We start from the raw sequence: 24,061 nt of genomic DNA, 5'->3' as shown, positions 1-24,061 counted from the left end.
TTACGTACACAGTACATTTCGGATTTGCTGCACAACCAGGTTTTGTACCTCTTCATCCATGTGCGGCCAGATCGGCAGGGACAGTACCTCTTGTGCTAAATGCTCAGCCAGCGGCAGAATATGGAGTCCATCTGCATAAACAGGCTGCCGATGAACGGGCACCGGATAATACACCATCGTGCTAATGCCAGCTTCGGCTAGTCCAGCTTGCAGCTCATCCCGCCGTCCATTTAGCACGCGTACCGTGTATTGGTGGAATACCTGCTTGGACGAGGATGTTACCTCTCCCGGCAGCATAAGACCTGGAATATCCCCAAGCCGTTCGTTGTAACGAGCGGCAACCCGTCTACGTGCTTCATTTTGCTCGTCGATTCTGGGGAGCTTTACCCGCAAAATGGCCGCTTGCAACTCGTCCAGCCGTGAATTGAAGCCCATTATTTCGTTATAATACTTGCGCTTGGAGCCATGGGTTCGCAACATAGCTGCCGCCTCGGCCAACTTTGGATCATCCGTAGTTAGAAGCCCACCATCCCCGTAAGCACCCAGGTTCTTGGACGGGAAGAAGGAGTAGCAGCCGATATGACCAATCGTCCCTGCCTTCTTGCCATTGACCTCGGCTCCAAAGGCTTGCGCAGTATCTTCAATGACAATCAGATCGTGCTGCCCAGCCAGGGTCATCAGTCTATCCATATCAAGCGGTCGCCCGAACAGATGCACCGGAATTACGGCCTTGGTCTGCGGAGTCAACGCCGCTTCCACGGCCTCCAAATCCAGGTTGTACGTCAGTGGATCAACATCGGCAAACACCGGAACCGCGCCCACCCGACTGATTGCCTCGGCTGTAGCGAAGAAGGTGAACGGTGTAGTAATGACTTCATCTCCGGGGCCGATGCCAGCCGCCAGCAAGCCGATCACCAGAGCGTCCGTCCCCGAATTTAGCGTGATGGCATGCTTGGTGCCCAGATAGGCGGCAAGCTCGGCCTCCAGTTGCTTCACCTGAGCCCCCATGATAAAGGCCCCTCCGTCCAGCACATCCTCCATAGCCCGCAGAAGCTGGGGCCTCAATTCAGCTATCTCCTGTTGTAAATCCAGTAAAGGAATCTGCGTCATTTTCATTTGGCATCACCTTCTCCTTTGAGAGTAACGGCGTCCCGCTCCAGACGATATTCCCGGCCGCATTCACCGCACCATGCGTCTCCGCCGCTGAACCCCAACCTCGCTCCACAGCGACAAGCCCAGCCGATTCGTCTTCCGGGTACCCCTGCAATTAGCGCGTACGGCTGGACATCCCGGGTCACGACCGACCCGGCAGCAATCATTGCCCATTCTCCAATGGTCACGCCGCATACCACCGTGGCATTGGCCCCGATGGAGGCCCCGCGTTTTACCCGCGTCTCCAGGTAATCTTCGCTGCTGGCCCGCGGAAATGCCGATCTCGGGGTTCTGACATTTGTAAAAACAATGCTTGGCCCGCAAAATACGTCATCCTCCAGGGTCACTCCCTCATACACAGACACATTGTTCTGAATCTTGACGCCGTTGCCGATTCGAACACGGTCGGCTACGTATACGTTTTGCCCCAGGCTGCACCTTGCACCGATGACCGACGTCGAAGAGACATGGGAAAAATGCCAGACCCTTGTCCCTTCCCCAAGCTGTGCGCCTGGGTCGATGATGGCTGTCTCATGGATATATTCGCTCATTCCATCTACCTCCGTCTTAAATTAATCCAGGCAACTTATTCACCGCACTCCTAGAGCAAGTAATAACGTTCCGACTTGTCCACATCCTTCATGGCATTGCGGGTGTCCAGCAAGCTGCGGCCCGTTCGCGCGATTAACTCATAGTCGAAGCCCGTATGATCTGTCGTAATTACAACCACATCCGCTTCGGAGAGCCGCTGCCCGGTTACTGCCTCACAGACGTACCGGATGCCCCGATGCTTGAACTCGGGGATGTGGGTATCACTGATGCGCACTGTGGCTCCCTGCTCCTCCAGCAGCGTAATCATCTTCAATACCGGAGATTCCCGGTAATCGTCGATATCCTTCTTGTAGGCCACGCCCAGCAGGTGCACGATAGAGCCCCTTAAAGCCTTGGCTTCCCCGTTCAAAATATGTGCGATCTTCTGCACGACAAATTCCGGCATACCCCCATTGATTTCACCCGCCAGTTCAATGAGACGCGTATGATAGCCGTATTCCCGTGCCTTCCAGGTCAGATAGAAGGGGTCAACCGGTATGCAATGCCCGCCAAGCCCCGGGCCGGGATAAAAGGCCATGAACCCGTAAGGCTTGGACTTCGCGGCTTCGATAACCTCCCACACATTGATGCTCATGCGGCTGCACAGGATGGCCATTTCATTAGCTAGCGCGATGTTGATGTGCCGGAACGTATTCTCGTAAATTTTCTCCATCTCCGCCACGGCCGGGCTGGATACCACATGAACCTCCCCGTTCAGCACTTGTTGGTACAACGTCCTGGCCACAAGGGAACAGGCTTCCGTCACCCCACCAATGACCTTCGGTGTATTTTTAGTGTTGTAGGTTTTGTTGCCTGGGTCCACTCTTTCCGGCGAATAAGCCAGGAAGAAATCCACCCCGCAGCGCAGACCCGTTTCCTCCAAAATAGGGCGGATCAATTCCTCCGTCGTACCGGGATAGGTCGTGCTCTCCAGCACTACTAACATGCCTGGATGCAGGAAGCGGGCCACTTCCCGGGCGGAGCTCTCCACATAGCTGGTGTCCGGCTGCTGATAAATATCCAGCGGTGTAGGTACACAGATGGCCACCGCGTCCACCTCGCTTAAGAAACGATAATCTGCGGTTGCCTGCAAACGCCCTTGCTCTATAATGCTGCGTAAATCCTCGTCCACCACATCACCTATGTAGTTATGGCCGCGATTAACCAATTCGATCTTGTGGCTCTGAATATCAAAGCCGATCACCTGATACCCCGCCTTGGCTTTCTCGACTGCCAATGGCAAGCCGACATAACCCAAGCCAATGACACCGATCACCGCCGTTTTATCCTCCAGCTTGCGCAGCAGCACTGCCTGTTCGCTGCCGTTAACCTCCTGATTTATAAGTCCGCCTCTTATTCCTGTCATCCTATATCTCTCCCCCTGAAAACCCGACTTTTTGAACAAGCACTTTTAGTCACTCACCCCAGCGATCCTGCCAGCTCGTCACTGCTCCCGCCGGTCATGTCCAAAGCCAGCTTGACCGCCCGGATGCCGTCTTCGAGTGTAATTTCCGGGTCTCGTCCATCTTCTATCGCCTGTACGAAATCAGCGATGATGCACTGATGCCCAGGAATGCCAAACGGGTCGGCTTCGACCTTGCGGGTCAAGGCCTCCGTCTCTTCCTGGGACATGGAGGCACATACCCAGTGCTTGATCCAGTTGGCCGTCTTGCCCCCAATGACCGCATATCCATCCTCGCCGAAGACCGATATCGTCTCCTCCAGATTGTGCCCGTACACCGTCGTCGCCGCTTCAATCACACCTAGCGCTCCACTCTCCAGCCTTAATGCGGCAATAGCGACATCCTCCGCTTCAATGGGCTTCAGACGCGTAGCTACCAATGATTTGACCTCTTCCACTGGCCCAAACAACCATTGCAGCAAATCCAGGCCGTGGATGGCCTGATTAAGCAGCACCCCCCCGTCCATCTCCCTCGTTCCCCGCCAGGCGGCCTGATTATAATACTCGTCGCTTCGATTCCAGCGCACCGTCACATTAATATGACTGAGCTTGCCAAATCGCTGCTGCTCCAGCGCTGCCTTCAATTCGCGGATCGCCGGGCGATATCGATTCGGATGGACCACGGTAGCTTTCAGGCCGCTTTGATCCAAGGCTTGCCGCAGCAGCTTGGCTTCGGCCAAGTCCAGCGTCACCGGCTTCTCCAGCACCACATGCTTGCCTGCACGAATAGCCTCCAACGCCAGCGGCACATGCAGGCCGCTCGGGGCACAGATGCAGACGGCATCTACCTGGGGCTCCTGTACGAGCAGCGTAGTGAAATCGGCATACAACGAGACCGAACCCGCTCCGCTCCAGGCCGCCAGCTTGGCCGGATCGGGATCACATAGCGCTATAAGCCTGGCACCCTCCGTCCGTTCAATAGCATCAATATGCTTGGCTGCGATATGACCGCAGCCTACAATAGCGAAATGAATCATGATGCTGAACCTCCTTTATGTTTTTGTTCAATACGAAGCAATACATCTCCAAGCTCCGGATCATGATCTGGCAAATGCCGACGCAGCTTCTTGCGTCCCTTCCGCCGTTCGAGCCCCAGCGCTACACTTAATGCTGCAAACAATCCGGTAAAGGCAGCGAAGGCAATATTAAGCACCTTGCGGGGACTTACAGGAATCGAAGTCTCTTCCAGACTGGCGCGATCCAGGATCGACACATTTGCGCTGGTCACGATTTCCCGCGATTTAGCTATGAACGTCTCAGCGAAGGCGTTGGCAATAGTCACCGCTTCCTTGGCATCATGGCCGGTATAAGACAGCATAATGACCAGGGTTCCGGGGTCCGTTCGGACCTTGATTTTCTCCAACAATTGCAGGACGGTATCCTTAGTGCCTACCTGACTCCTTACCTGCATCGCGATCGACCGACTTTGGATGGCATCCTCATAGGTCTTGGTCAGCATCTGGCTGGCCAGGAACTCGTTGTATGTGCTCGATTCAGGGTTTGACGCTATATTAGCAACCAAGCTGACGTTGGCCTGATAGGAAGGTGGCATCACTTCATTGATCAATACCGCCAGGCCAATACAACCCGTCACCACAAGCCAGAAAGCTAGCGGATGGCCTCTGACCGACCGCCATAGAAATTCCATATCCACGCCTAGTTCACCTCATTCATTGGTATGACTCCGCTTCTCCCAGCACAAGGTCGGCAAGTTCTTCCATGTTCAAGCTGGTCATTCCGTACTTAGCAGATAGTCGCGAGTAGTGGACCATCAATGCTTCCAACGACTTAAGCCCCGAACCTACAGCATTGTAGGGATGCAGCCAGAGATGATACACCTCGCCTCGCCTTGCCGCATGGGTCATGCTCTGCTTGATTCTCCGTAGCCGCAGGGGCTCAAGCGAGCGTAGCAGACCCGGTGGCGTACGGAAGAAAAAGCTGGCTGGCAAATTAACCGGAACGGTAGAGTCGAGAGTTTCAAAATCATAGGTATGATGCCCCGTCAGGTTGCAATAGCTGTCTGCTAGACGAAGGACTCTACGCCAGGGCGAGTCGCTCGTCGAATAGCCCTGCTTGTACAATGGGTGATCGGGGTTGCCGCGATAGCTGAGGAAGCCAAGCTCTCCCAGTCCATCCATGTAACTGCTTTGCCATTGGTTGCGCGGCAGCACCAGACTACGGAGCGCGATTCCCCGTTGCCCAGCCACTTGCTGGGCCGCCTGCAAATCACTATAGAATTGCTCCTTGGTCTGTCCCGGCTCCCGGCAGTAGTAATGAGAGAAGGTATGCGAACCTACGGCTTGCCCCGGTGTAGCACAGATTTGCTTGATCAGCGAAGGGGCATAGCTGTGCGGGGCTTCCTGCTCTCCTAATCCCGTGAATCTCTCATCCAGATCCTCATAGGGTGATAAACGGCAGTCCTTATAAGTCGGGCGAAGAGCCGGTAGCCCAGCTAACAGCTCTGCATGGTGCTCGAAGAACAACAGCCCTACTGTAGCCCAAGTCGCATGAACTCCGGCCTGCCGAAACAAATCTAGTATGTGAGGAATCGTCTCCCTTTCTCGCAACCACTTGGCTTGATATTCGTCCATGCTGTACAGATCGCGAAGCCCCCAATACAATTCAAAATCCAGCGAAATGACAAGGGTTCCTTTCATTTCCGGCATATCATGTTCCCTTCCCGTTGATTGGTTCTATCGTCTATCACAACATTTGCTATATTGTGTTTATATTCGCAGCCTGTCCGTTTTAGACCGAATTACGGCGACTTTTCACCAGATTTTCAGCCCAATCCAAAAAAGAAATGCGGTGAAACAACGATCATTAGACCGCTCTTTCACCGCACTGCTGAATAAATATTGAATTGGAGGATTTCCCGTTAAAGTTAAATGGCGTCTTCTATTGTAGCTTCACATTTACGTTGGTAGAGGACGAAGTCTTGATTTTGGAGGCTGCCGTCTTGATGTCATTGTCCTTGCAAAGAATATCGCGTTGCACATGCCCTCGCAGATAGGTGGTCAAGTCAATTCCAACCCCCTTGGGAACGCGGATGACATTCCTCTCAATTCGACCGTCCTCCGCACTTTGCCAGGTCCACACACCTCGCTCTCCACCCTGAATCGTATTCCCGGCAATCTGAAAATCGTGGATACTCCCGAGCCGAATCGCGGTCGTGCCCTTTGTGGTACTTTTTGCTCCCATCGCAATCGTATTGTCCTGAATCGTAATATGGTCCAGCGTCGCTCCAGCCCCTACTTCAATCGCTGCATAGAAGCTGCCACTTCCTGTAATCCGGTTCCCCTCCACGATACTGTCCCCACCATAAATACTGATGGCAGAATACATATCCGGAGCCTGCTGTCCTCGCTGCGCCCCACTATAATAATTGTTATTCAGATAAGGATTGTTAATCGTATTCCCCCGGACCACCAGGCCTCTGGCAAAAACCTTGATCGCACGCTTGGCACAGTAATCAAACCGGTTGTCCGCGATGACACTGTCCAGTTTAACCGCACGGTTCTCTTCCATGGCAGGGTCCTCATAATAGAGGCCATCACCATCGTTAGCCGGTCCGATATGATGGATATAACAATTGGATATTGTAACTCTTCTTGGAGCCAGCTCTCTACTTGCCCAGGTGGTGGTGAGATATATTCCCCGTGCAACCAACCCGGCAGGAGAAAGGTTTTGAGCTACAATGTCATGGACCTCCGTATTCACGATGTTAATGGCTTCACTGTCGCCCAGCACGATAATGCCGGAGACGACACCTCCATAATAGGCGCTTTTGCTGTCCGTGCTATGACTCGCCCCCTGTACAACCAGCCCATTAACCGACACGCGGGCGATGCCACTACCCAACGTCAATACACGATTAACCCGCCGTCCGCCGTCAAGAACGATATCGTTCAGGGAAACATCACTTCCGTTCACCCGTATCAATTCCCAGCCAAACCCCACGTCTGCCGCACGGATTATCGAGGCACGTCCACTCCCCTTAATCTGGGTACGGCCGCCAACGCTGAGTGTCTTGGCAGGATTTACGCGGTACACCCCGGCGGGAAAATAAACCGTGTCTCCGCTTTGCGCTGCCTGATTCAAGGCCTTCTGGATTGCCGCCGTATCATCGGCCGTCCCGTTACCGCGCGCGCCCAGCTTCGTTACATCAATCATCTTCATCCCTCCTTCATTATAAATAAGAGAGACTTCTTGTTCTCTCCTTACAGTAAATGAGCAAGTCCCAGCAGAGGAAGCGGCATCTATACCATTTAGCCAGTTGCCGCTGCACACATATTTAGGAGGACAAGATCATAGATTGGCAGTAACGCCTCGATGGAAGGAGCTAATTGGATAACGATGAATACATGGGAACTGTGGGGAAAATGGGCTGAATTTCATGCCGGAAAATGGGGATGCCGTGCAGAGGTCACCGAGTGGAGTGCCCCGAACTCGACGGCTAGCGGAAGGGGAATGCTGTTTTACGATAAAAAGGGACGGCTCTATCTCCCGCCGCTGAACCCTTATCATCCCTTTGCCTTCCACTCCACTCCAACGGACAAGCGGTTCAAGCTGGATCGGCAATGGCATGAGGTGGCGGGAGCCATGATCCCGGACATGCTGGCAGGGCAACGGGGAGCCAGCTTTGTATTTCCCCCGGAGATTACCGATATTCGGCCATTTCTGTGGAGCGGATTTAAAGCCGAGGTTAAATATACATACATTACCAAGTTGCCCTTCGACCTAAGCCAGACCAGTACGGAGATTCGGGCCAAAGTCAAAAAAGCCCAGGCTGCCGGCTATCGAACTGCCGTTACCGAGGACATGGCTGAGGTGCACCAATGCTTGCAAGGAACCGAGCTACGCCAAGGCTTCAGCCATCAGCTCAGCCTGCAAGACCTTAAGCGCGTCCAGGATTTGCTGGGGAATCAGGCCTTTCAGGCCTATGTCTGCTACGCACCTTCGGGGGAACCGGCAAGCGCCAGCGTTATCGTTTCGCTAGACGGCCAGCATGCCTTCGGCTGGATCGCCGCCAGCAAGACGGAGCATCTGAACCAGGGGGTGGTTCAGCAATCGCAAAGCTTTGCCCTACAGAATCTGTCCGCCTGCGGTTTTGCCGAATTCGACTTCGCCGGGGCCAACATTCCCTCCGTCGCTCAATCCAAGACGAATTGGGGGGCAATCGTAACCCCTTATTATCTGGTCCGGCCCCCGGGCTACAAGGAAATTCTGCGAGCCGGAAGAGATTGGCTCCAGTTTGCTCGCCGCAAAGCCCCTGCTCCCGGTGCAAAATAAATATTCCGCCACCGGAAGGCTTAGGCTTGTCGCAGCACCTGCTCGGAGCCGGGGATTTCCATCCATTCCACCCCGTTGCCGTTCAAGCGCAATTGCTCGGCAAGCTCGCGCAGCTTCCCGCCCTGGTGGCAGGAGATGATTAGATAGTCCATGTCTGTCACGCCCATAGCCAGTTCCATCTCCAGTGTACGAATCATCGAAGCCGTCATGTCCAGAACGAGTCTGGCCATCGCTTCCAGCAGCAGAGTAAGCTGATCGGAAGAGACTGCGGGAGCGATACGCACCGGCTCACGTGGTCCGTCTGCCAGACGCGCATTACTTAGGAAGCCCGCGGACAAGCCATTACGATGGGCGTATTCGGCAACCGTGGCCGCATAACGCAGCCCAAGCTCAATGCGCTCCGGATCGGTAACCGTTCTCCACATGGAGTCGCTCACTTCGAGATTCAGGCAGATCATGAGCCGATGGTCGGCGGTGTAATCATGGTGATGCACCTGCAATTCTCCAGTGCGGGCCGTCGCCTTCCAATTAATATTACCCAGCGAATCGCCTGGGCGATATTGACGAATCCCCGAGATGAGAAAGGGGTCTTCCCCGATCCATCGCCGTACAGGCAATTCACCAAGCCAGCTATGATTGGGTAAGGGTAACTCCGGCAACGACAGTATTTGCGGATAGACCAGCAGTTCCAGATTCAGAGGGAACTGCTTATATTGCCTGTTAAAGCCCATCGGGTCTCCCGTCGTCATCGTAGCCGAGTCCAGCAGGTAGTATCCCCTGCGAGAGCAGACGATTTCATGTCGACGGGTAATTTGCCGATAGGAGCGGAGGTAAAACAAGCTGCTGTGATTCTGATAGATATCTCCGGCATGGATGGTCAAATTGCTCTGCTGACCAAAGGCCAGAGCCACAGGCATGCTCGATTCCAGCCGCAGCCACGACAGAGGCAAAAGCTTGGCATTGGCGATGACCTCAACCATCTCCACCGTATCCCCTTCGAAGACGGTCTTCTCGCTAAAGAAACGATCGTAACGTATCCCCTTCAATGCTCTGGATTGATACAAGAGCACAACTATGCCGAAGATCACAGCCACACTTACGATAAGCCACGTAAGCTGCATGAATCAGTTCACCTGCTCCCCTTCACCGGAACCAGCGTCTCGGCCGGAACCGCCGTTGCTGCCAGTACCTGACGTACCGCTTCCCCCGCCGGATTGCTCGCAGGCGCAAGCCCGTGCCGCATCAACAACCGATGGGCCAGTACAGGCTCCGCCACCGCCTTGACATCATCTGGCGTCACGTAATCTCGTCCCTGGACCAGCGCATATCCCTGAGACGCGCGCAATAGCGCCATACTGGCCCGGGGGCTGGCTCCCAGCTTCACTTCGGAATGCTTACGCGTCGCCTCCGTAATCGCAACGATGTAGGCAAGCAAGTCGTCCTGCACTCGCAGGGAGCGGGTAAAGGCCTGAGCCGCCGCCACTTCTTCTGCCGATGCTACCGCCTGCAATCCTTGCAGCGGCTGCTGCTCCCGGAAGCGTTGCAAAATGGCCACCCCCTCATCAGCCGTAGGATACCCCATTGATATGCGCATGAGGAACCGGTCTAACTGTGCCTCAGGCAAAGGGAAGGTGCCCTGCTGATCAATGGGATTTTGCGTAGCCATGACCAGGAACGGTGCTCCTAGGACATGAGTGTCTCCGTCAATTGTTACCTGACGTTCCTCCATACATTCCAGCAAGCTGGATTGGGTTCGCGGAGTTGCGCGATTTATCTCATCCGCAAGCAGGACATTCGTGAACAGCGGGCCCGGACGGAATTCGAACTCTCCCAGCTTCTGATTGTAGAAATGTATCCCGCTGAGGTCCGAAGGAAGCAAGTCTGGCGTGAACTGAATGCGCTTGAACTCGCCGCCAAGCGACTTCGCAAGCGCTTTCGCCAGCAATGTCTTGCCGGTGCCAGGCACGTCCTCCAGCAGAACATGTCCATCCCCGAGCAACGCGGCCAGCAGCAAATCCACCACCTCACTCTTGCCTACTACCACCTCGCCGATATTGCGGCGAATTCGTCCTATTGCTTCTACTGCATCACGAAGTTCCATCAGGTCAACCACCCTCACTACCATTTTCCTTTATTCTATCATAAGGAGATCGTTTCATAAGTCATCTTTTGAATACGAGGCACCTACTGTTCGCCGCGGTTGCGGTAATTCCGTGGGGAAACGCCGGTAATTCGCTTGAATACACGCGAGAAATAAAACGTGTCCGTATACCCCAGCGTTTCTCCAATCTCCTTAACACTCAGCTCCGTATTGAGCAGGATGCGCTTGGCTTCAGCCGCCTTGAGGCGATGCAAAAACTCATTCAGCGGATAACCGGAATATTCATGGACTATTCGCCGCAGCGTGGAGACGGAAATATGATGTCGGGCTGCTATCTCTTGCGGCGGCGGATTGGTGAAGATGGAATCGGAAATATCTTCAATGACCTTGAGGGCAAAGCGTCCCCGATTTCCCGCCTCTACCTGATCGGTCTGGGACATCAGTTCATAGAGCAAGGATTCGAGTAGCAGAGCAGCCCGATCCAGATTACTGGGTATTCCGCTATCAATCAGCATGAACATCAGTTCCATCCGGCTGACAACGGCATCATCCACCTCAGCCTTCTTGACCAAGGATGGCTGCTGTAGCCAGCTATTCAGCCACTCCTGAATTCGCTCCCCCTCTACGGTGAAATAATATTCATCCCAGGTACCTCCCGGATGAGGGCCGTAATGAAAGGTCTCACCAGGGTACAGGCAGAACCAGGAACCCGACGTGACTTCTTGCTTCTCGCCATCGCCCGCCCGGTAATCGCCACTCCCGCCGGCAATCATGACAAAGGCCCAATAACGGAAGCGGGCGTTCTCACGCCTTAAGGTTCTCCCGGGCAAATGACCCGCGTTGACCAGTGCCAGCGAAGGGATTCTCCGCTTGCTGGCGTCCACCACCGGATTAAATAGGCGAATAGGCTGAGAGCTGATCATATAATCCATGTATTTTATCATCCTGCACATTCTCCCTTTTATAACCCTATGTTAAATTAATGGTGTTTGAACAAATAAAACATATCCGCGCAGAAGATTTCTCTAATTGTAGCAAAATGTTGCGGAGAACGAAAGGATGTCAGGTACAGAATATGAGCGAACTGTATATCGGCGTAATCGGAGCCGGATCGATTTCCGAGGCTCACCTTGCAGCCTATCAAGCTAATCCTCAAGCACGCCTGCACGCGATTTGCGATTTGAACGAGGAACGGGCGCGGAAGCTCGCTGCCAAATATGAAATCCCCCATGTTTATACAAATTTTCACGATCTGCTAGCGAACTCTGAGGTACAGGCGGTCAGTATCTGCACCTGGAATAACTCCCATGCTGCCATTAGTATTGCCGCGCTGGATGCCGGCAAGGATGTGCTTTGCGAGAAGCCTCTGTGCATGACTGTGGAGGAAGCGTTACAGGTACAGCAGGCCGTGGAGCGTACGGGGCGCCGGTTTGAAGTCGGCTATGTGCGCCGCCATGCCTCGAGTATCGGCGTACTGAAGAAATATCTCGATGCTGGCGATCTTGGTAGCATCTATTATGCCAAGGCAAGCCTGATTCGTCGGCTTGGGAATCCTGGCGGCTGGTTCGCCGACAAGGCCCGCTCCGGTGGTGGACCCCTGATTGATATCGGCGTGCATGTGATTGATCTTTGCTGGTATCTGATGGGGCGGCCGAAGGTTGTCTCCGTCAGTGGCAACACTTACGCCAAGCTCGGCAACCGTTCAAATATTGAGAATTATGCCTTTTATCAGGCGGCCGATTACGATGCTTCCTTTAATACTGTTGAGGATATGGCGAACGCACTGATTCGATTCGAAAATGGAGCTTCGCTCATGGTGGATGTCAGCTTCTCGCTGCATGCCAAGCAGAATTCAGCGCTAATTAATATCTATGGTGACAAGGGGGGCGCAGAAATCGAGCCCGAATTGTCCATTGTGACCGAACAGCATAATACTATTGTAAATATAAGTCCACAGATTACCGCTCCATCCTTTGATTTTGCCGAGAGCTTCCAGAACGAGATCAACCATTTTGTAGCAGGATGCCTGAATGGAGTCCCGGTTTTCAGTCCCGTTGAGGACGGCGTGGAGATGATTAAGATATTGAATGCGGTTTATGAGTCTGCGGCCGAGGGCCGGGAGATCCGTTTCTAAGAAACTGGAAAGAAAGGTGGCAGGTTTCATGGGATTAAACAATAAAATTGGTGTCATTGTGGATAGCTTTGGCGTAGGCGTTAAGGAAGGCTTGCGTAAAGCCAAGGGGGCCGGAGCCGAAGGCGTGCAAATCTATGCGGTGTCCGGAGATATGGACCCGGCCGTGCTAACCGGGGCAGCTCGCAAGGAGCTGCGCACCTATATTGAGAGCCTCGGTCTGGAAATATCAGCGCTATGCGGCGACCTTGCCGGCCACGGCTTTCAGGATGCGGCGGCCAACCCGGCCAAGATTGAGAAGTCCAAGCGCATTCTGGATCTGGCTGTGGAGCTAGGCACAAACATCGTAACTACGCACATCGGCATCGTGCCGGATGACAGCAGCAGCCCAATCTATGCCGCGATGCAGCAAGCCTGCGAGGAGCTAGGCGTATATGCCAAGAGCCTGAATGCCTACTTTGCGATCGAGACCGGACCGGAGCCTGCCGCGCATTTGAAGAGCTTCCTCGACACGCTTAGCACCAACGGCGTTTCGGTCAACTTTGACCCGGCCAATATGGTCATGGTCACCGGGGATGATCCGGTCCAAGGTGTGAAGACGCTACGCGATTACATCGTCCATACTCACGTCAAGGATGGCATCCGCCACCGGCTGGTAGACCCGCGGAACGTTTATGGTTACTTAGGCTATGAGGCCATGGATCACCAGAAGATTGCTGACATGGCCACCTCGGGGGCTGATTTTGAGGAAGTACCACTTGGTCAAGGCGGCGTGGACTTCCCGGCTTATTTTGCGGCCCTGCAAGAGATCGGCTATACCGGTTATCTCACGATTGAGCGTGAAGTAGGCGACCGTCCGGAGGAGGATATCCGCCAGGCCGTTCAATTCGTCCGTTCCTTCCGCTAACCATTACCTATAACTATAGAGGAGTTGCTTGTCCATGAAGCTGGGAATTAGCTCTTACAGCCTGTACCAAGCGATGCGAAGCGGCAGCATGTCGATTCTGGATACCATCGATTGGGTAGCCGAACTGGGTGCTGAGCATATCGAGATCGTTCCACTCGACTTTAACTTCAACGAAAATCCGGAGCTGATCGGCGCTATTCGGGAACGGGCGGCCAAGGCTGGTATCGCCTTATCCAACTATGCCATCGGCGCCAACTTCATCACCGAATCCACAGAAGCCTATGAGGCAGAGATTGAGCGGGTCAAACGCGAGGTGGACCATGCTCATGCCCTGGGAGTTAAGCTGATGCGTCATGATGTAGCCGCCCGTCAGGATACCTCCATCATTCGTTTCCAGGAGGACCTCCCTCGCATTGCGGAGGCTTGTCGCCAAATCGCAGACTATGCCGCTGAATACGGCATCACTACCAGTCTGGAGAACCACGGTTATTACGTGCAAGCGAGCGACCGGGTACAGGCCGTGGTGCATGCCGTTGATCGGCCCAACTACAAAACAACGCTGGATGTGGGCAACTTTGTCTGCGTAGACGAGAACCCTGTTATGGCCGTGAAGAACAACATCGGCTATGCTTCAATGGTGCATATCAAGGATTTCTACATTCGTCCGGAGCACGCTAATCCCGGCGAAGGCTGGTTCCGCAGCGCAGGAGGCCAATATTTGCGCGGGGCCATCGCGGGCCAAGGCGATCTGGACCTGTACGAGCTGCTACGTATCGTGAAGCATTCCGGCTACGACGGCTACCTCTCCATTGAGTATGAAGGGATGGAAGACTGCCGCCTTGGCACGCGGATTGCCTACGACAACGTTCAGCGGATCTGGAACGAGGTCTAAAAGGAGCTGGTCTAGATTGGTCTATCTAGGACGGTCTGGTCTAAAAGAGTCTAGTCCAGAATAATCTGGCTCAATAAGCCCTACGACCACTGCTAAAAAATGAGCTCACCGCTCACTATACACCCTATACAAATTAAAATCCCCCTGCCACGGCGCTCTTGCTCCTGGCAGGGGGATTTATTTATGGGATGAAAATTTTTTGTCCTGTAGTGAGACTTCTGTCGTGAACAGTCCTGTCGTAAACACCTCACGAGCAGTTCACATGGTGAAGCCCTCATGATGAACCTCATCATAAGCCTCACCATGAAGTTCTCATCACGAATTAACAGGAATTCCTCATGCTAATTAGCCCATTTCCCCAAAAAACTACGGATTAACGGGAAATTCTCCCGCTAATCTGAGGGTATTCACCGCACATGGCGGATTTCCCGCATATTATAGGGAGAATTTCCAGCTAAACATTGATATCCACTAGTTTTCCAGCAAATAACGGGACTTTTTCCCGCTAATCTTCATCTCGAGCTCATAACTAGCTACTCAAACACAATAAACTTCATTTCGAGCTCATAACTAGCTACTCAAGCGCAACCGTCCGCTTGTACCCGTTGTCGTTCTTACGATATAAGCGGTCGCTCTCAAGGTACCCGTTGGCATCCTTACCCTGCCAGTTTGTCGCTCTTAGGATACCCGTTTGGCTGGCTCCTTACGATGCCAATAGCCTTTGCACTTTCGGTTTAGGCACGGCGAATACCGACCGTCGTGATTTCACACGGAGCCACCGGCAGCGACAGGCAGCCTGCCGCACTCTTGGACAACGGCGCAGCCGCTTCTTCAAGAATTGTCGTTTTGTAGAAATGTTGATGCGGGATGTCCGTACCGAGTGTTAACTCAGCCGCTTCGTCGCTCATATTGTACCAACGCAGCAACAGATCACCCGTCTCTTGGTTCATTTTGAGGGAGGAGAAAGCCAGTTCCGCCCCTTCCCACTGGAACGGCTTATACACCGGTGACAGCGGTCCTTCATGAACTCCGGTCTGGCAGACCGTCCAAGGAATCTGGAATTGGTAGGCCTCCGTGTAAGCTCCGGACGCGATACCATCACCGCTATGCGGAATCAGTTCCATCCGAACAGTATAGGTATCCAGACATTGCGCCTCAGGTGTTGGGAACAAGCCCCAATCGCCCAGTTCGCCAACCGAACGCAACAGCGTAATCGCAATCGTGTTGCGGCCGTCGCGCAAGACTTCGTACTCGTTCAAGCCAAGATTGGCCACCGTCAGGCCGGCTCCCTCTCCGCTTACATCGACGAAGGCTTGCTGATGCTGGGTATTGCTTGGGTTCTCCCATTCCGGCGCAGGAACGATATCGCGCTCAGCTACTTCAAACATGGAATCGACGCTAAGCGTTGAAGCCTCGATATCGGTCGGGAACAAGGCGCGTACGCGATGATCCTTGGCCGTATTGTTGATCGTCGTTTCGATCTGCACACCCTTGCCTGCGGCTTCAAGCGAGATTACAGTACGCAACGTGATCGTCGTTACTTCATTGCTGCGACCTGCCTTCCGGCGAGGGAAGTATACCAGCTCACGTTGTTCCTCATCCAGCTTCTCATCCGCAGATACAGGAATCTCCCAAGCATGGTTGATTTCCAGCGATGCACGGTAAGGCGCGTCCTCCAGTACACGGATATCTGCTGCCAGACCCTTGGTTGTCAGCGGAGTCGTGCCTTCGGGTTGTCTGTACATATACTCATTTCCGATATCTCCGGTATCCTCGTAGATGCCCAAATCACGGTAAATCTTGCCACTAGCCTTGTCGGTCAGCGTAAACGAACCATCTTGAGCCAATTCGACCTTCAGGCTCTCGTTCTCCAATACCTTGTCTCCTGTGAGCAGGGAAGAAGGCTGAACTGCTGTCTTGGCATCACGACGTACCCAGGCGTAAGTGCTCAAGCCTAGCGCAGGGATATCCTCAGCCAGGAAAGTCAGCTTCACTTTGCGGCACATGTACGGCTGGCGGAATTTATCGTCCGGCAAATCATAGCCGAACAGTAGTCCCAGGTCTTCAACGGTACAAGGTACCGTGTTGCCTTCGGCGTCAACCAGTTCACGGCCAGACAAGTCTACAGCCTTCATGCGGCGGCCTGTCTCTTCTACGCCAAGCCCTTCACGCAGGTACAGACGAGCGGCATCCAGTTCCACCGTCACCGTTCCTGTGCGCGTCCAGCCTGTTGTATTCATCGCGATAACGGGCAGCGGGTCTTCCCCGTAAGCAGCGAATACGGAGGTATTCACAGCATCGGCAATGACTTGCTTGCTATCATCAATCAGAGTTTCCGCCACATGGCGGCTCTTCTCGAAGCGCGTTACCATCTCGCGGTGAACCTCATCTACGCTACAGCCGCAAATGCTATCATGCGGATGGTTCTGCATCAATGTCTTCCAGGCATAGGTGAACAGATGATGCGGGTAATCCTTACCCAGCAAATGTGCAACCGAAGCAAGCGGCTCGGCTACCTTCTCCAGCAAGGCTTGACCTTCCTGGTTCATTTGCTTCAAGTACACCCGGGCCGAAGCGGTGTTGACCAGCGTTCCCCAGCCATCATTACGCTGGCTACGCAGTTCACCCTTCACCGTCGACAGCTCGCGTCCATCCAACGCGCGGTCCAACTCGTTCAAATAGTCCGGGAAGTTGGAATGAATGAACTTCGTATCCGGGTACAGCTTCTCTGCGGTACGGATCGCTTCAGGCAGATCCAGTTGCAACGGCTGGTGATCACAGCCATTCATGAACAGAAGTTCTCCCGTAGCCGCATACTTCTCGGCATCGGACAGCTTGCGATCCCAGAATGCCTTCGCTTCTGCTTCATCCACAGGAACTTCATTCCCGTTGGAATACCAGTTAGCGAACAAAATACCAAGCACCTTGGAGCCGTCTGGACCTTCCCAGATCAGCTCGGAGAAGGAGGATTCATAATCACCCTCAGATACCGTGTTGTTGAAGCCCGTTGGCTTAACGCCACGGCCGAAGAAGACATTGTTAATGCCCGACTGCTTCATTAATTGCGGTGTTTGTCCCACCAGACCGAAGGTATCGGGGAAATATCCGATTTTGGCTGGCGTGCTGTATTTCTTGGCATCCTGATGACCAATTTGCATATTGCGAACATTGGCTTCTCCGCTGGTCAGGAAAGCATCCTGCAGGATGTACCAAGGACCAATCAGGATACGGCCTGCACGGATATGCTGCTCCAGACGTTCCTTGTTCTCCGGGCGAACTTGAAGATAGTCTTCCAGAATAATCGTTTGTCCGTCCAGATAGAAGCTGCGGAACGCCGAATCTCCATCCAGCTTGTCCAGCAGCGCATCCACCAGCTCAACGAGACGGACATGATGCTTCTCATATGGCAAATACCATTCCCGGTCCCAGTGGGTATGGGAAATGATATGCGCAGTTCTTTGCTTGCTCATTTGCTGATCCTCGCTTTCTTAAGCCGCATAAGTTAGTCTTAAGCTTCGATTTCCAAAGGATACTCTTCCATGTAGCTCAGCAATTCGTCGACAGTTGTAAACGCCAAACCAGTCACAGTGTCGGCACAGCCGTAGTAAATAGCGATACGTCCTGTATCAGCGTCAGTCAAAGCCGCGCAAGGGAACGTTACGTTCGGTACATCGCCAACACATTCATACAGCGTTTCAGGGCCGAGAATGTAGTTACGGGAGCGAGCCTTCACGATCCATGGCTTGTCGATATCCAGCAGCGCACAGCCCATGCGGTACACGAAGCCATTGCAGGTATTGATAACACCATGGTAGATCAGCAACCAGCCCTTGTCGGTTTCAATTGGAACCGGTCCTGGGCCAATTTTTTTGGATTGCCAAGCCGAAGCATCACCGTTAATCGTACCCATCACATAACGATGCTTGCCCCAGAAGGTCAAGTCCGGGCTGATGCTATAGAAGATGTCGCCGAATGGTGTATGTCCAGTGTCACTTGGACGGCTTACCATGGCATAATGCCCGTTAATCTTGCGTGGGAACAACACACCGTTACGGTTATATGGCAAGAAGGCATTTTCCTCTTGGTGGAACGTCTTGAAGTCGGTTGTCCAAGCAATCCCGATGGTTGGGCCATGATAGCCATTACACCAGGTAATATAATAGCGGTCGTCAATCTTGACTACGCGTGGGTCGTAACGATATTCGCGCTTGGTGATTTCCTCGTCACCTTCAAATTGAATCGGCTCGTGGTTAATGTTCCAGTTCACGCCGTCATCACTAAAGCCTGCGAAGATATCCATGCTAACTGAACGGGAGTCACAGCGGAATACGCCAGCAAATCCACCTTCAAAAGGAACAACTGCGGAGTTGAACACACTGTTGGAGTTCGGAATAGCGTGACGCTCGATGATCGGATTTTGCGAATAACGCCATACTGGAGCATTCAAGCCTTCAGGCTTGTCTTGCCAAGGAATATTTTTCAGAGTTTCACCGATAATTTTAGACATGGTCTTGTCTCCTTTTCTTTGTTAAGAGATTGGCGAATATAAGAATCCTTGAATTGAAATTACAAAATGCCTTCTTTCATCGCTCTGTATACCAATTGCGAGAACAGGCTGTTTGACCAAGCAAACCATTTACGGGTAAAAATCGTCGGGTCATCGGCATGGAAGCCTTCGTGCATAAAGCCGGTTCCAGCATCTGTGGATTCAAGCATCGCGATCAGCTCCAGCTTCTCTTCCTTCGATTGCGCCGTGATGCCCTGCATCGACAACGCCATATGCCAGATGTAATCCTTCGGCGTATGAGGACTACCAATCCCTTTGGCTGCTTTCCCTTCAAAGTAGAACGGGTTCTCCTTGCTCAGGGCAAAACGACGTGTATTTTGATAAATCGGATCGTCCGCGCCCACATAACCAAGATATGGTATGGACATCAAGCCCGGCGTACCCGCGTCGTCCATCAGGCAATAGTTGCCGAAGCCATCGGTTTCGTAAGCATAGATAGGTCCAAATTCTGGATGGCGATAGATGCCGTACAGCTTGATGCCGTGATCGACCTCGAACTCCAGTTCTTTCAATTCGGCCAGGAAGTCCAGATCGCGGAATACCCACTCCGCAAACTCCTGCATTTGACGCAAGGTTACCACGGCGAACATATTACCCGGAATGTTGTAATGGAAGTCGCAAGCATCGTCACTGGAGCGGAAGCCGGACCAGATCATGCCTGTATAGTTCACGGGCATACCAAGGCCGTTATTACGCAAGGAATCCTCAGGAATGCCGTTGTTGCGCGTGAAGCGGTAAGGCGATTGTTCAAAGTGATATTGCTCGGTTTTGAACAGATCGTATATTTTGCGCATAGCAGCTTTGAACCCGGCATCGAAGATATCGGTTTGTTCGGTTTCTTTCCAATAGGTATATGCTAAACGAACCACGAAGCACAGGGAATCAATTTCGAATTTGCGCTCCCATACCCATGGAGACATTTCGGTCACGTCGGCCGTATTCCAATGCCAATCATTAGCCGATTCATTAAACGCATTGGCGTATGGATCGATATGAACGTATTGAATGTGACGTTTGATCAAGCCGCTGATAATCCGCCGCAAATCGGCATCTTCTTTGGCAAATGGCACATATTGAATAACCTGCTCCACGGAGTCCCGCAGCCAGGAAGCTGGAATATCACCCGTAATGACAAAGGTCGTACCGTCATCCATCAACTTGGTGGTTGTTTCGAGCGTGTTAGGGAAACAGTTCTTGAACAGTTCCAGCAGCTTGGGACGATGGGCCAGCTTGGTCTCTGCTTCAGCCAAGACGTCTTGAACGGCTTGCGGCAGCTCCAGCTTAGGCATAGGTATTTTAGGAAGTCTGAATTGTTCCATGAGTGATGGTTCTCTCCTTTATTAGGCGATGTAAGAAGTGTGGGGAACCATGGGGCCTGCGGCCGATATGGGCTTCCACTCGCTGTTAAACCCGAATTTTTTGAAGCATTTTAACCTGAAAAGGTAAAAATCCGGGTTTAAAGGCGACCGCTTCGCTGCTCCAGCTCCATATCGGCTCTCCGGCAACGGGTTCACCACAATTCTTAAAGTGTGTGTTCAAAAAGTCGGGTTTTCAGGACCAAAGCGTATGCTTTCGATGTGCGTTTTTTCAAAACGCTTGAGTTGGATGAAGCTAGGGACTGAGGAGCGGAGCGTACGTAGTGGGTACGTGAGCACCGGAAGTCCCGGCTGAATTCAAGATTCGATGTCGAATCCACTCCTTGAACCGCTTCGTCTTGGGAAGACGACTTTTTGAACAACCTCTTAAAGTTCGCAAGAATGTCTCCCGTTATTTAAAGCTCATATTAACGGGAGACATTTTTGCTAGGTTAGACTCTGCTCTCGGATGGCCGGATGATCACAGCCACGTGAGAGTCATAATTACTTGATCTTCAAAGTCTTGATTTCATATGGGGCAAAATCCAATGTGATCACGCCGCCTTCGGCATTCACAGGCTCGAGCTCTTGCTCAAGCGCATTGGATAGAACCGCTGACTGGAACGGCAAGTTCCAGGTTAACTCTACGCGCTCACGACCGCCAGTCGACTCGTAGAAGCGCAGAACTACGCCATCGCCGTCCTCGGCTGGCTTAACTGTATCCAGCACGACATGCTGGCTGGCAAAGCCCAGCAACGCATGTACCGCAGGCAACGAACCTTCATGAGCCCGAGTCGCCAGGACCGCTGCTTCATGATTCAGTTCAGCGGCTGCACGGACCGTATGGGCCGCTTGCCAATCGCCTTCGTGCGGGAACAGTGAATACGTAAATTCATGCTCGCCCAGGTCGGCCGTCATGTCTGGCCATTTTGGTGCCCGCAGCAAGGATAGACGAATCGTGCTGCCTTGAACATCGTAGCCGTACTTGCAATCATTCAGCACGCTGACGCCGTAACCACGTTCGGATACGTCGGCGAACCGATGTCCGCATACTTCGTACTGAGCCTGCTCCCAGCTTGTGTTGCGATGCGTAGGACGTTCCAGTGCACCAAACGGAATTTCATAAGTAGCCTTGTCGGTAACCACGTCAATCGGGAAGCCAACCTTCAGCAGCTTGTGATTTTCGTTCCAGTTCACCTTCGTTTGGAAATCAATACGACGATCATAATGATACAGAATCAAGTCCTGCTCAATCTCCGATTGCCCTACGCTCCAGCGGAACCGCAGCACATCCTTAACCGCTCCTCTTGCCACAACACGGCTCTCCAGCAGCTTCGCTTCTCCGGCCGGTTGTTGCTCATAACGGGTATCAATGTCCCAGGCATCCCATAATGTCGGACGATCATGGAAGAAGTGGAAACGATTCGCCGCTTCTTCGGCTTTGACGATTTCACGGTTTGCTTGTTTATCCCAAAGGCTGACAATTTCCCCGCGATCATTAAAGGTTAGGCGGTAGAACTCAGTTTCCCACTCACCAGGAACTGCTTGCCCGGCTTCAACTGCTCCAGTCTTCTCAGCAGTCGCTTCACTCCGCAGCCAAATCGTTTTGTAACCGAAGGCCGGAACTTCTGGTACGCGTACCCAAACCGCTAAGCCATCCGTTCCCGGAAGCACATCCAGTTCAAGCTTCGCTCCCTTGTCGTCATAAGCCATCACGCCGCCGCTTACGTCAGCACCGCGCAGCTCAGCAACCAGGTCGCGAGACCAGCCGAGACTGTTGAACATAATATATGGCACGCCGTCGCCCTTCGTCGCGATCTGTCCGGCTAACGCCTCAAGGCCGTGACTGAGTCCGGCATAACCTTTTTCAAAGACATCCTCATATTCTTTCAAGGACGTCACATAAGATTCCGTAATCGCCGAACCTGGAATAATATCATGGAACTGATTCAGGAGAATCAGCTTCCAGCCGTCCTGCAATGTGGACTGAACCTCACGCTGCCGCTCTGCAGATACGGCAGGAGCCGACAATGCGCTCCAAATCTCCGCTTCACGGTACAGAATCTCTGCCTTACGGTTGCTGCGTTTGTTACGTCCGTGAGTTGTATATGTCCCCCGGTGTAATTCAAGGTACAGATCTCCGTGCCATGAAGGCAGCTTCGGCTGCGCCGCATCAATTCCGGCAAAGAAGTCGGTCGCTGTGCTATAAGCACTCGACGGCTGACCTACCATTAGCTCAGCACGATTGATATACTCCAGCATCTCGCGGGTAACCCCGCCGCCGCCATCACCATGCCCGTACAGCAGCATTTGCTCAGGGTGAACGGCCTTCTCCCGGTAGGACTGCCAATGATCATGAACATCCTTCGGCAGTGTATTCTCGTTCACACCATGGTTCAGATAGGACAGCATCGGCGTTCCGTCGATACCTACCCAATGGAACAGGTCGTATGGGAATAAGTTGGTGTCGTTCCAACCCAGCTTCGTCGTCATGAAGTAGCGGATATTCCCGTGCTTCAAAATCTGCGGCAGGGAAGCGCAATAGCCAAACGTATCAGGCAACCACTCGATCTCCGAGGTTTGTCCGAACTCTTCCTGATAGAAGCGTTGACCATACAGCATTTGCCGCATCAACGACTCGCCACTTGGCAGGTTAAGGTCCGGTTCGACCCACATCCCGCCGACCAGTTCCCAACGGCCTTCCTTAATGCGTTCCTTCACTCGTTCATATAATTCAGGATCATTATCCTTCAAATAAGCAAATAATTGCGGTTGGCTCTGGGCATAACGGTATTCCGGATATTCACGCATCAGCGCGTCCACCGTAGAGAAGGTCCGACTGGCTTTACGCACCGTCTCCCGAGTTGGCCACAGCCAAGCGATATCAATGTGGGACTGGCCCACCATATGAATAAGTCCTTCGGCATTGCCGCCGACTTCTTTGATTCTATTCGTTAAAGTTTGCTCAATGTCAGCAATAGCATGGCCTTCTCGAACAGCCTGCTTGTCTAACATCACAAACGCATCCATCGCGGTATATATAGCTTCAATCAACCGGGTACGCCGAAGATCCTGTTCTGGCAACAGTATGGCAGCATCACGAATGATTGTTACTGCATACATCAGGCTTTGCGCCGGCTGATTCACCAAGACCAATTGACTTTGGATATGGGTAATCGGAGGCTGAATATTGGCCTGATGGTTAAGCGGGTCTACCGGTTCCGGAATAGGATCAAACAGTTCGATTTCCAAATCAAGCGACCGGGCATCATCAATCGCAGGCAAGGTCACAAAGCTATGGTTACGATCCAGCCCCTGCGCCGACTTGCCATTAATGCGCAATAACCCTTCCCCGATCGAAGCAAATATCAATCCCGTCTGGCCATTCCAGCTTGACGGTATCTCCAGCTTCTTACGAAAGAAATAAGTTGTACCTTGCGTACTTGGAAAGCGTTCGAAGTTCTGGCCTTCCGGGTATGAAGTCTCTTCTGTGTAATTTCCAGGAACCACATAGGTAGAGGTCGTAATCTCCCAATCCCGCAGCGGTGCTACTTCAAGCCACTGCGCCTCCGACAATTCCCGAATAAAACGTTTGATCCGTTCCATTAGTA

Annotated in this window: 18 protein-coding genes; 4 read left to right on the top strand and 14 right to left on the bottom strand. The window is 52.9% G+C overall.

Translation table 11 applies throughout. The annotated features are described in order from the left end of the window. From BN3279_RS03555 to BN3279_RS03525, 7 genes are all read right to left on the bottom strand, one after another. Nucleotides 1-1,116: a DegT/DnrJ/EryC1/StrS family aminotransferase gene (locus BN3279_RS03555; protein ID WP_082672917.1), complete on the bottom strand. Its 1,116-nt coding sequence runs from the start codon at nt 1,114-1,116 to the stop codon at nt 1-3. Continuing rightward, the gene (locus tag BN3279_RS03550; protein ID WP_059049270.1) at nt 1,113-1,703 is read right to left on the bottom strand and encodes an acyltransferase; all 591 of its coding nucleotides are present in this window, start codon (nt 1,701-1,703) and stop codon (nt 1,113-1,115) included. The genes BN3279_RS03555 and BN3279_RS03550 overlap by 4 nt, the downstream gene beginning before the upstream one ends. Nucleotides 1,704-1,753: 50 nt before the next feature. Then, nucleotides 1,754-3,109 (bottom strand): nucleotide sugar dehydrogenase, encoded by a 1,356-nt coding sequence (locus tag BN3279_RS03545; RefSeq protein WP_059049269.1) that lies wholly within the window; start codon nt 3,107-3,109, stop codon nt 1,754-1,756. Between the two features lie 53 nt (nt 3,110-3,162). Next, a complete protein-coding gene (locus BN3279_RS03540; RefSeq protein WP_059049268.1) occupies nt 3,163-4,182 on the bottom strand; it encodes a Gfo/Idh/MocA family protein in 1,020 nt (339 codons plus the stop codon). After that, complete coding sequence (locus BN3279_RS03535; RefSeq protein WP_059049267.1) at nt 4,179-4,859, bottom strand: YveK family protein; 681 nt, start codon at nt 4,857-4,859, stop codon at nt 4,179-4,181. The genes BN3279_RS03540 and BN3279_RS03535 overlap by 4 nt, the downstream gene beginning before the upstream one ends. A gap of 16 nt (nt 4,860-4,875) precedes the next feature. Continuing rightward, nucleotides 4,876-5,871 carry a polysaccharide deacetylase family protein gene (locus tag BN3279_RS03530; protein WP_059049266.1) on the bottom strand — a complete coding sequence of 332 codons (996 nt, stop codon included), beginning with the start codon at nt 5,869-5,871 and terminating at the stop codon, nt 4,876-4,878. Between the two features lie 232 nt (nt 5,872-6,103). After that, nucleotides 6,104-7,378: a glycosyl hydrolase family 28-related protein gene (locus tag BN3279_RS03525; RefSeq protein ID WP_059049265.1), complete on the bottom strand. Its 1,275-nt coding sequence runs from the start codon at nt 7,376-7,378 to the stop codon at nt 6,104-6,106. A 183-nt stretch (nt 7,379-7,561) separates the two neighbouring features. On the opposite strand from BN3279_RS03525, the gene BN3279_RS03520 reads away from it, so the two are divergent. After that, the gene (locus BN3279_RS03520) at nt 7,562-8,497 is read left to right on the top strand and encodes a GNAT family N-acetyltransferase (protein WP_157686437.1); all 936 of its coding nucleotides are present in this window, start codon (nt 7,562-7,564) and stop codon (nt 8,495-8,497) included. A gap of 20 nt (nt 8,498-8,517) precedes the next feature. Here the strand turns inward: BN3279_RS03520 and BN3279_RS03515 are convergent, their stop codons facing one another. The 3 genes from BN3279_RS03515 to BN3279_RS03505 all read right to left on the bottom strand — a co-directional run bounded on the left by BN3279_RS03515 (nt 8,518) and on the right by BN3279_RS03505 (nt 11,542). Continuing rightward, nucleotides 8,518-9,618, bottom strand: a complete 1,101-nt coding sequence (locus tag BN3279_RS03515; RefSeq protein ID WP_059049263.1) for a DUF58 domain-containing protein — start codon at nt 9,616-9,618, stop codon at nt 8,518-8,520. 8 nt (nt 9,619-9,626) lie between these two features. Then, complete coding sequence (locus BN3279_RS03510) at nt 9,627-10,598, bottom strand: AAA family ATPase (RefSeq protein WP_059049262.1); 972 nt, start codon at nt 10,596-10,598, stop codon at nt 9,627-9,629. Between the two features lie 83 nt (nt 10,599-10,681). After that, complete coding sequence (locus tag BN3279_RS03505) at nt 10,682-11,542, bottom strand: helix-turn-helix transcriptional regulator (protein ID WP_059049261.1); 861 nt, start codon at nt 11,540-11,542, stop codon at nt 10,682-10,684. 131 nt (nt 11,543-11,673) lie between these two features. Between BN3279_RS03505 and BN3279_RS03500 the strand changes: the two genes are divergently transcribed. Genes BN3279_RS03500 through BN3279_RS03490 form a run of 3 tightly spaced genes read left to right on the top strand, consistent with a single transcriptional unit; the run spans nt 11,674 to nt 14,528 of the window. Then, on the top strand, nt 11,674-12,732 hold the full coding sequence (locus BN3279_RS03500; protein WP_059049260.1) for a Gfo/Idh/MocA family protein: 1,059 nt from the start codon (nt 11,674-11,676) through the stop codon (nt 12,730-12,732). A gap of 28 nt (nt 12,733-12,760) precedes the next feature. Next, on the top strand, nt 12,761-13,636 hold the full coding sequence (locus BN3279_RS03495) for a sugar phosphate isomerase/epimerase family protein (RefSeq protein ID WP_059049259.1): 876 nt from the start codon (nt 12,761-12,763) through the stop codon (nt 13,634-13,636). A gap of 34 nt (nt 13,637-13,670) precedes the next feature. Then, nucleotides 13,671-14,528: a sugar phosphate isomerase/epimerase family protein gene (locus tag BN3279_RS03490; RefSeq protein WP_059049258.1), complete on the top strand. Its 858-nt coding sequence runs from the start codon at nt 13,671-13,673 to the stop codon at nt 14,526-14,528. Nucleotides 14,529-15,262: 734 nt separating this feature from the next. Here BN3279_RS03490 and BN3279_RS03485 read toward each other — a convergent pair. The 4 genes from BN3279_RS03485 to BN3279_RS03470 all read right to left on the bottom strand — a co-directional run bounded on the left by BN3279_RS03485 (nt 15,263) and on the right by BN3279_RS03470 (nt 24,056). Next, nucleotides 15,263-17,998 carry an alpha-mannosidase gene (locus BN3279_RS03485; RefSeq protein ID WP_059049257.1) on the bottom strand — a complete coding sequence of 912 codons (2,736 nt, stop codon included), beginning with the start codon at nt 17,996-17,998 and terminating at the stop codon, nt 15,263-15,265. A gap of 38 nt (nt 17,999-18,036) precedes the next feature. After that, nucleotides 18,037-19,035 (bottom strand): glycoside hydrolase family 130 protein, encoded by a 999-nt coding sequence (locus BN3279_RS03480; RefSeq protein ID WP_059049256.1) that lies wholly within the window; start codon nt 19,033-19,035, stop codon nt 18,037-18,039. Nucleotides 19,036-19,094: 59 nt separating this feature from the next. Further along, complete coding sequence (locus BN3279_RS03475) at nt 19,095-20,414, bottom strand: glycoside hydrolase family 125 protein (RefSeq protein WP_059049255.1); 1,320 nt, start codon at nt 20,412-20,414, stop codon at nt 19,095-19,097. A 540-nt stretch (nt 20,415-20,954) separates the two neighbouring features. Beyond that, nucleotides 20,955-24,056, bottom strand: coding sequence for an alpha-mannosidase (locus BN3279_RS03470; RefSeq protein WP_059049254.1), 3,102 nt, complete (start codon nt 24,054-24,056; stop codon nt 20,955-20,957). Nucleotides 24,057-24,061 lie beyond the last annotated feature (5 nt).

It is taken from the genome of Paenibacillus senegalimassiliensis (genome assembly GCF_001486585.1).
GTDB lineage: Bacteria > Bacillota > Bacilli > Paenibacillales > Paenibacillaceae > Fontibacillus > Fontibacillus senegalimassiliensis.
Note: the sequence above shows the minus strand (reverse complement) of the source record. Positions and strands in the feature narration are given on the sequence as shown.